This window comes from Leptolyngbya sp. FACHB-711 (genome assembly GCF_014695615.1).
Classification (GTDB): Bacteria; Cyanobacteriota; Cyanobacteriia; order Elainellales; family Elainellaceae; genus Leptolyngbya_A.
The window spans coordinates 1-8,700 of record NZ_JACJOR010000326.1; the positions used below are offsets into that span (position 1 = coordinate 1).

Annotated in this window: 10 protein-coding genes and 1 tRNA gene; 5 read left to right on the top strand and 6 right to left on the bottom strand. The window is 52.9% G+C overall.

Annotated elements, in window-relative coordinates; genetic code table 11:
* Nucleotides 1-851 (bottom strand): B12-binding domain-containing radical SAM protein (locus tag H6F80_RS13355; RefSeq protein ID WP_190792033.1); only part of this gene is annotated, 851 nt, incomplete at its 3' end.
* A gap of 411 nt (nucleotides 852-1,262) precedes the next feature.
* On the opposite strand from H6F80_RS13355, the gene H6F80_RS13360 reads away from it, so the two are divergent.
* Nucleotides 1,263-1,335, top strand: a tRNA-Glu gene (locus H6F80_RS13360).
* 309 nt (nucleotides 1,336-1,644) lie between these two features.
* A complete protein-coding gene (locus H6F80_RS13365) occupies nucleotides 1,645-2,016 on the top strand; it encodes a response regulator (RefSeq protein ID WP_190792034.1) in 372 nt (123 codons plus the stop codon).
* A 29-nt stretch (nucleotides 2,017-2,045) separates the two neighbouring features.
* On the opposite strand, the gene H6F80_RS13370 is transcribed toward H6F80_RS13365, so the two are convergent.
* The 3 genes from H6F80_RS13370 to fabI form a co-directional block, all read right to left on the bottom strand.
* On the bottom strand, nucleotides 2,046-2,438 hold the full coding sequence (locus H6F80_RS13370; protein ID WP_190792035.1) for a RidA family protein: 393 nt from the start codon (nucleotides 2,436-2,438) through the stop codon (nucleotides 2,046-2,048).
* A 64-nt stretch (nucleotides 2,439-2,502) separates the two neighbouring features.
* Nucleotides 2,503-2,883 (bottom strand): DUF1823 family protein, encoded by a 381-nt coding sequence (locus H6F80_RS13375; RefSeq protein ID WP_190792036.1) that lies wholly within the window; start codon nucleotides 2,881-2,883, stop codon nucleotides 2,503-2,505.
* 335 nt (nucleotides 2,884-3,218) lie between these two features.
* Nucleotides 3,219-3,995 carry an enoyl-ACP reductase FabI gene (fabI, locus tag H6F80_RS13380; RefSeq protein ID WP_190792037.1) on the bottom strand — a complete coding sequence of 259 codons (777 nt, stop codon included), beginning with the start codon at nucleotides 3,993-3,995 and terminating at the stop codon, nucleotides 3,219-3,221.
* A 185-nt stretch (nucleotides 3,996-4,180) separates the two neighbouring features.
* On the opposite strand from fabI, the gene H6F80_RS13385 reads away from it, so the two are divergent.
* The 3 genes from H6F80_RS13385 to H6F80_RS13395 all read left to right on the top strand — a co-directional run bounded on the left by H6F80_RS13385 (nucleotide 4,181) and on the right by H6F80_RS13395 (nucleotide 7,453).
* A complete protein-coding gene (locus tag H6F80_RS13385) occupies nucleotides 4,181-5,449 on the top strand; it encodes a glycoside hydrolase family 10-like protein (RefSeq protein WP_190792038.1) in 1,269 nt (422 codons plus the stop codon).
* An 89-nt stretch (nucleotides 5,450-5,538) separates the two neighbouring features.
* Entirely contained in the window at nucleotides 5,539-6,402 is an 864-nt protein-coding gene (locus tag H6F80_RS13390; protein ID WP_190792039.1) for a sugar kinase, read from the top strand.
* A 163-nt stretch (nucleotides 6,403-6,565) separates the two neighbouring features.
* On the top strand, nucleotides 6,566-7,453 hold the full coding sequence (locus tag H6F80_RS13395; RefSeq protein WP_518523575.1) for a 3'(2'),5'-bisphosphate nucleotidase CysQ family protein: 888 nt from the start codon (nucleotides 6,566-6,568) through the stop codon (nucleotides 7,451-7,453).
* Nucleotides 7,454-7,502: 49 nt separating this feature from the next.
* On the opposite strand, the gene H6F80_RS29885 is transcribed toward H6F80_RS13395, so the two are convergent.
* Together H6F80_RS29885 and H6F80_RS13405 are read right to left on the bottom strand one after the other, a co-directional pair.
* The gene (locus H6F80_RS29885) at nucleotides 7,503-8,366 is read right to left on the bottom strand and encodes a LicD family protein (protein ID WP_199296553.1); all 864 of its coding nucleotides are present in this window, start codon (nucleotides 8,364-8,366) and stop codon (nucleotides 7,503-7,505) included.
* A 59-nt stretch (nucleotides 8,367-8,425) separates the two neighbouring features.
* Nucleotides 8,426-8,700, bottom strand: a 275-nt coding sequence (locus H6F80_RS13405) for a hypothetical protein (protein WP_190792040.1), incomplete at its 5' end; no start/stop codon positions are given.

The window sequence follows — 8,700 nt, forward strand, 5'->3', positions numbered from 1 at the left end:
GTTTCAATGCCTAAAAAGACGCCGTAGAACCCCGCTTTAGCCATCAAATCTAACAGTTCAGCATCCTCTGCCAAATTCACAGAGGCTTCAGTAAGGAAGGTGAAGGGATAATTGCGCTCCTGCATCCAAGGAATCAATTCCCTCAGCAAGCATTTAACATTACGCTGATTACCAATAAAGTTGTCATCAACAATAAAAACAGACCCCCGCCAGCCCAGGTCGTATAGAGTTTGGAGCTCTGCAAGGGTCTGACCCGGCTCTTTCGTGCGGGGTTTGCGACCGTATAAAGTGATAATGTCACAGAATTCACAGTTGAAGGGGCAGCCACGAGAAAACTGAATCGCCATCATCAAGTAGGCATCCTGCTGGAGCAGATCGAAGCGGGGAGTTGGGCTAGTGGTGACGTCAGGCTTCTCAGTGGTGCGAAAAATTCCTTGGTCTCTGCCTTGAGCAAGGGCTTCCAAAAATTGTGGAACAGTTATCTCCCCCTCATCCAATATCAGGTAATGCGCTCCAGAAGCGAGGGCATCTTGAGGGACTGACGTTGGATAGGGACCACCCACGGCCACCTTCTTGCCCAACCGCACAGCTTTCTGAATCAAGGCGTGGAAGTCAGGCTTCTGAACCAGCATGGCAGAGAGAATAACGATCTCACACCACTCCCAATCGTCATCGGTTTCAGGTTTGACATTGCGGTCATAAAACCTAATTTCCCAATCCTCTGGCAGGAGTGCTGCGACTGTAATAATTCCTAATGGCGGAATGACTGCTTTGAGTCCAGCCAATTCCATAAATCGGTCATAAGACCAGAAAGATTGGGGAAAGCAAGGGTAGAGTAAGAGTGCCTTCATTCACGAAGTCCTCAACCTAGGATGACTTGGTTTCAATAACATATTGCACTGAACTTCCTATAGTGGGAAAAAGGTATGGATAAAAGTTAACGTTCAACTGGTTGATGTCTACCACTCGCCTCAAGCCCAAGCGGTAGTTTCGATGTTGATCAGCTTGATGCTAACGCACTATCAACAAGCAAGCTTCCAAACTCTGCCAAGTCTGTTCCTGGAACAAACTGTTTTAGATGGTTTAAGTCTCTATCGGGGAGCCTAAATTTTTCTACTGACTTCGATCGCTACTCGTACCCGTTTTCATTTACAATAGTGAAACAGATACAGAGCGGACGAATTCAGCTTTTGCTTGATTCTGCTTGGTATTCATTGGCACAGTTTATTAGCCCAGTATCACTGCGCTTTGCTGATTCTTGTGCCCCCATCGTCTAGAGGCCTAGGACACCTCCCTTTCACGGAGGCGACGGGGATTCGAATTCCCCTGGGGGTATTTCAAACAAATCTTCTGGCAGGTCTGCTGAGACTGGCAGGTTGCCTTTGCAGCTAGATCTCTCTAGATAAAGCTGAAAAAATTACGAAAGAGAGAGGTTGCCCAAGCGAAAAGTGCAGCATTTCTGGGCATACTCTGTAAAAGAGCCACCTCGATCGCTTGAGGTCAAGGCTTCAACTGAATTCTGATGAATTCCTAAGCGGGTAGACTCGTTTAACGCAAAACCAGACAAGGAATTGTAGTCAGTGCGTAGGTACGACAGCCTATCTACTGTTGCAGGACCTATCGGGGAATCTAGAGAAGGAAGCTATGAGTACGGTGTTAATCGTGGACGACAGCCAGATAGTACGAAAAATGCTGTCAGAACTGCTGCAAAATAGCGGACTTCGAGTGATTGAGGCAACAAACGGCTTTGAGGCTCAAGAAAAAATGCAGAGTGCCCTGCCCGATCTCGTCATCACCGATATTGTCATGCCCAAGATGAATGGCTATGAGCTGTGCCGCTGGATCAAAAAAGAGCCGGAGATGCAAAATATCCCCGTCTTGATCTGCTCTACCAAGGATCAGGAATTCGATCGCTATTGGGGCATGAAACAGGGAGCGGATGCCTACATTACAAAACCATTTCACCCTATAGAAATGATGAAAACCGTTAAGCAGCTTTTGCAGTCGGCTCGTTAAACCGTCCCCTTGCCGACCGGTTTACGGCTTTAAGGCTTTACGGCAATACATTCAATCTCAACTCGCACATCTTTAGGCAGCCGCGAAACTTCAACACAGGCGCGGGCAGGGGCGAGTGCCTCATCAAAATACTGGGCGTAGACAGCATTCATGGCTGCGAAATCATTCATATCTGCTAGAAAAACAGTGGTTTTCACAATATCTTGCAGCGTGGCTCCAGCCGCTTCAAGAACGCCTTTGAGATTGGCAAAAACCTGCTCAGTTTGGCGTGCGACATCTCCTTCACCGACGATCGTTCCTGTCGCAGGATCAAGCGCAATCTGCCCAGCGGCGAACACGAGCTGCCCAGCGGCAACGACTGCCTGATTGTAGGGACCAACCGGAGCAGGAGCCTGATTTGTACGAATAATTTCGCGAGTCATAGGAAAAAGGGGTCAGGAAGATCTAAGGGTCAGGAAAATCAAGGGGCCAGGAAGATCAGAAGGGTCAGAAGTGGGCAGAGGAAGCCCTCAGCCTGCGATAGCTCAGCAACCAGTTCACAATCGTTGCCCGACGGGTCTTACGGGGAACCAGCTCATTCACTTGATAGCCCGGAAAGCCGAGTTCCTCTTTGAGCAACTGCTTGTTTTCGGACGGAATCGATCGCGTCAGCTTGACCGTTGCCGGACGGCTGGCAATAAAGTCTGGTGGCTCAGGATAGGCAGAACCCCAGTCTTGCGGGACAGCCGCATGACTCCACTGGTGGCATGTCTCGTCGTAGCAATAGCCCAACGCTTGCCACACAAGCTGATTGACCGTCGAATCATCTAACTCGTCATGCAAAATTGCCCAAAGAGTGGCGTTGGTGAGCGGGGGAAGTTCTGGCATTGTGCTAACTTATTGAATTCTGAGTGGAATCGAATTCTGAGTGGAATTGTTGAGAAACCTTAACCTGGCACAGAAACGGTTTGGCCGCTTATCACTCATTACAAACCCTCAAAACGTCTCCTCATCGTGATCCCTGCATTTCGTCAGATCCGGCTATAGAGAGGACACTGAAGAAATCGGCACAAAGGTAGAGGAAACGGTCGATCGCCAGAAGCACACTGGATTTAGCGTTTAACTGTCCTTGCCCTGCAATCGAATTGTGGGGCTTTTTATTTTTTCATGAGATGAGCTGCGAGATTAATGCCATCTCCCCATTTCCTCATCTCCTCATTCCCCTACATTCCCATAATTTCATAACCCGCATCCACATAAAGAATTTGCCCAGTAATGCCGGTTGCCAGATCGCTGCACAGAAAAGCCGCTGTGTTGCCGACTTCTGCCTGAGTCACAGTGCGCCGTAGGGGAGCCACTTCCTCAACATGATGGATCATATCCAGAATGCCGCCTACGGCTGAAGAAGCCAGCGTCCGAATTGGACCTGCCGAGATACCGTTGACCCGCACGTTTTGCGAGCCCATTTCAAAGGCAAGATACCGCACGTTCATCTCAAGCGCGGCTTTGGCAATGCCCATCGTATTGTAGTTGGGAATTACGCGCACACCGCCTAGATAGGTGAGCGTTACGATGCTGCCGCCTTCGGCCATGAGAGGCTTTGCGGCACGGCTCATGCTCACCAGCGAATAGGCACTCACCTCGATCGCCTGCGCATAATCTTGCCGGGAGACGCTGCTAAAGTCCCCACTCAAAGCATCTTTGCTGGCAAAGGCAAGACAGTGAATCAAAATATCCAGCTTGCCCCACTTGTCCTTGATGGTGTCGAAGGTTTCCTGGAGCTGCACCTCATTTTGCACATCGCAGGGCAGAAACAGGCTGGGCTGCAAGGGTTCCACTAACTCTGACACTTTCTTTTCAAAGCGTCCCTTCTCGTCTGGTAGATAAGTCACGCCCAGATTCGCTCCGGCGGCATGAAGCTGCTGAGCAATCCCCCAGGCGATCGATTTATTGTTGGCAATACCCGTAACGAGGGCGTTTTTTCCGGTTAAGTTCAGCATGGGTCATCTTCTCAAAGCTTTTCTGGCGCAATTAGGATTTTGACCGAAAAGGGGACAGAGGGGAAGCGTGGAGAGGGACTGTTTGTTTTATGAGAGGGGGAGCTTTGAGGATTGTTCGTTACTGACGCGGGTTAGGGTGGGCTGGTTGATGGATTAGAAGACTGATTTTGAGAGCAGAGACAGCTATGCCAGTTTTACGAATTGTTCAAAATACTGTGTTTAAGAAAGCACCTCTGTCGGCGAATCGTCTGTCGCTGCCGAATAAATTTATGGTTACGATCGATCAATTTTTTGAGATCCGATATGCATTTCGAGTGGGCGATCATTGCTTTGTGGAATTGACTCGATCGCTGGGCACAGTTGGGAAATTAGGATATTTTCTTCTGTCGCACGTTCGGGTTGCCATTCAGGAGCTACGAGCCGTTTGGCTAACGAATGTGGATAGCAAAGTTCTTTATTCCCGCAGCAATCTTGTACAGGGTTTGCAATGGTTGAAAGAGCTAGGCTTTAATACCGTTTATCCAGTTGTTTGGAACAAAGGATTCACCCTTTATCCAAGTTCAGTCGCGCAGGATTTTTTTGGCTCTGCGGTGACTCCTGATCCGAATTTTGCGAATCGGGATATGTTAGCAGAACTGGTTGCAGAAGCAAGAATTTTGGGGCTACGGGTCATTCCCTGGTTTGAGTATGGATTGATGGCTTTGCCAGGTTCTCCGATCGCAGCGCGTTATCCCAATTTCATTACTAGCGATCAGCAAAACAATTCTATCCGCAATAGCAAAGTTTGGCTAAATCCGTGTCATCCTGAGGTGCAGCAATTCATTATTGATTTGATTACGGATGTGGCGGCTCGCTATGACGTAGATGGGGTGCAGCTTGATGACAATTTTGGCTTGCCGATCGAGTTGGGCTATGATGCGTTTTCTCAAGCTCTTTACCGTCAGGAAAATCAGAATCAATCGATGCCGATCGTCCCAAACGATTCAAGGCGACAGCAATGGTTAACCGATAAGGTTACGCTGCTGTTTCAGCGCATTTTTAGGGAAGTAAAAACTAAACGAAGCTGTCTGATGTCTCTCTCGCCCAACCCGTTAGGCTTTTCTCGCCGCAATTATTGCGTGGATTGGCGATCGTGGCAGCAGGAAGGATGGGTTGAAGAACTTGTTTTACAGGTTTACCGCAGTAATTTATCTGCTTTTTTGGGTGAAATTGATAAAGCTGAAGTGATCGATATCCGCTCTCATATTCCAACTGCAATTGGCATTCTGACCGGACTTCGTACCAGTTCTGTTCGCATGAGCCAAATTCAAGAGCAGGTGCAAACAACCCGCCAGGAACAATTTGCTGGAATTTCCTGTTTTTTCTACGAGACGCTGTTTTATGAGCAGCTATCGCCTCATAAAATTGCCCGAAATCTAGCTGATTTAAGAGTCTTATTTCCTGGCAATTCCTAAACTTTTTACACGATTGGGGGTGATACGAACCTGTGATACGAACTGGGAAAACCAGGAGTTAACCATCCGCATAGTTGCAGGCAGGAAACATGGCACGGGGATTATTTGTTGGGCTGGTGACGCTGGATTTGATTTATTTGGTGGAGGATGTGCCCGATCGCAATCAAAAGCAGGTCGCGCTGGATTATGTGGCAGCAGCAGGGGGGCCGGCAACCAATGCGGCAATGACATTTAGTGATTTGGGGAACGAGGCTCAGGTGTTGGGGGTGCTGGGGCTGCATCCGATTCGGGAACTGATTCTGGCAGATGTACAGCCTTGGGGGGTGACGATCGTCGATTTGCAGCCCCATCGCACCGATCCGCCGCCGACTTCTTCGATTTTGGTCACGCAATCGACTGGGGAACGGGCAGTGATTTCGCTCAATGCGGTGCAGTCTCAGGCAGACCCGGTTGCGATTCCGCCAGAAGTTTTGAGCGGGGTGGATGTGGTGCTAATCGATGGGCATCAAATGAGGGTCAGTGAGACGATCGCCCGACAAGCAAAGGCACAAAATATCCCGATCGTGGTGGATGGTGGAAGTTGGAAACCCGGATTCGAGCGGGTGTTGCCTGAGGCAGACTTTGTGATTTGCTCGGCGAATTTTCGTCCACCCGGAAAGGAAACCATTCCGGATGTGCTGGATTACCTGGAATGGTTGGGGGTTCCTCACAGTGCAGTCACCCAGGGAGAGCAGCCGATCGCTTATCGCAGTTTGGGACAGTCTGGCGAGGTTGCAGTTCCCAGGGTGCAAACGGTCGATACGCTGGGGGCAGGGGATGTGTTTCATGGCGCGTTTTGCCATTTCTGCTTGCAGTCAGAGTTTACAGAAGCATTAACGCAGGCGGCTCAGGTTGCCAGTCGTGCCTGTACTGCCTTTGGGACGCGATCGTGGATGAGACCCAAACCTTTATAAGTTTTGATGTTCCTGGATGAGGCAGAAGGATGGGCGATTCAGGCCGGGGAAGCTGTAGCGATGCCTTTATAATGAGCGGAGTAATAAACGAACCGCCTAATCTTAGCCTAATCTCAGAAGGTGTTTGAGCAGTCGTTTCACCTGGTAGACCAGAGGAGCAAACGTGGCAATTCCATCCGTGACCCCGCAGACGCTAGATTCAATGCTGCCTATTGCCCGATCGATCGGATGGGGGGCAGCCAAAATTCTGCGGGCTTATTACCGGGGCGAACCAATGCAGGACGGCAGCGTCCGGGAGCTGAATGTTCAAGACAAAAAAGATGGTCCGGTGACAGCAGCAGACCTGGCAGTCAATCACTATGTGCTGAGCAAGCTGGAAGCGGCATTTGGCACAGAGGATTTTGGCTATCTCAGCGAGGAAACCTACAAGGCGAAGGCTGCCCCGGAACCGTTGCCCCACGATTGGGTGTGGATTCTCGACCCGCTAGACGGAACCCGTGATTTTATCGACAAAACTGGAGAATTTGCCTTTCATTTGGCACTGGCTTATCAGGGTCGTCCGATGCTGGCAATCGTGGCTTGCCCGGAGCTGGATAAGCTTTATTACGCAACCCTTGGCGGCGGCACATTTGTAGAAACGCCAGACGGGGCAGCAAAGCCGATGCGCGTGTCGGACCGTGAGCAGATCGCCGACTTAACGGTGGTCGTTAGCCGCACCCATCGAGACGATCGGTTTAACGCCATGCTGAAGCAGATACCCTGTCAAAATCAGCTTGCGGTGGGCAGTGTCGGCGGCAAGATTGCAGCGATCGTCGATCAGCGGGCGGATGTATATATTTCGCTGTCGGGCAAGTCGGCCCCAAAAGACTGGGACATGGCGGCTCCTGAACTCATCCTGACCGAGGCGGGCGGCAAATTTACCCATGCAGACGGCTCGTCCCTACGCTACAACCAGGGCGATGTGAGTCAGTGGGGCTGTTTGATTGCCAGCAACGGAACCTGCCATGAGCAGCTTTGCACAATCGCCTCAGAACTGCTAGCTGAGGGATAGCCGATCGACCTCGCCGATCGACCTTGCTAATGGGCATTGCTGATGGGGATTAATGTTCCGCTTCGAGCATTTGCCGCGCCTGGACGAGTGCCTGTCTTTGTGCCTGGGTGATTTCGGGGTAGGCTAAGTTGAGCTGCTCCATCGTTTGCTGAATCACAGCCGCAACGACCAGGCGCGCATACCATTTGCGATCGGCAGGAACAATATACCAAGGCGCGTGTTCCGTACTGGTGTGATTGATGTCCAGGCCGCGGTCGAGGCCGTCGCTCTCCAGGACGTGCACCTTGAAGGCGATCGCGGAGTAGCGGGTGACCCGGTAGCCCATGTCGGTCAGCCGGCGCTGCAGCCGGAACGACTCCCGGATCACGTCGACCGGGTGGTCGCGGTCGCTGACGTAGCCGAGGTCCGCGTCGCTGTCGTGACCGATCAGCCCGCCGTCGCGGACCGCGCCCAGCGCGGTGCCGTAGGCGAGGAACGGCTGGACCCCGGCCTCCCGGAGCGCGCCCAGCACCTCCTCGATCGCGTCGAGCAGGGGCTCCACCTGGGCCGCGTCGCGGGTGTCGAAGGTCTCGACGAGCTTGAGCGACTTGTCGATCGCCAGCGGTCGCCCAGCCGGGTTGACCACCTCGATCGCGTCGGTGCCGCTCCCGAACCGGACGTCACCGGAGAAGATCTCCTCGCCGGACGCCGCGTCGGTCAGGGTGAGGTCGGCGACTCCGTCGAGGAAGGGACGCAGGGGCTTGGGCCAGCGCACCACGCGGCCGCCGTCCTCCTCCTCGCCGTCGCGCTGGAGCCAGAACGACCAGATCCGCCTGTCACCGAAGGACACGTCGACGAGCCGCTCGCGGCGACCCGCCAGGTGGACGCCGTCGACGTCGATGCCCCGGACCTCCGGCGCGCCACGAAGGCGCAACGCGGTCAGGGGTCTCACAGCGCGGAGTATATCGACGGGGCGCGGGCCGGCCGACCCGGTCACTCGCCGGGGAGGAGCGTGGCTCCCGACGTCACCATGTTGTGGTCGGAGGCCTGGCCGACCCCGACGACGGCGTAGCCGTCGAACTGGACGCCGGTGGAGCCGAAGATCCAGTCGACCTGCATGCCGCTCGGCGGCAGGCAGGAACCGGCGTTGCTGCCGCCGGCCGCGGCGGAGAAGACGCCGCCGGCGGTGAAGCGGCAGAAGATCTCCTCACGCTCGTTGTAGTCGCCCACGGAGATCACCGGAATGCCCTGCTCCTGGTGGAGCGCGG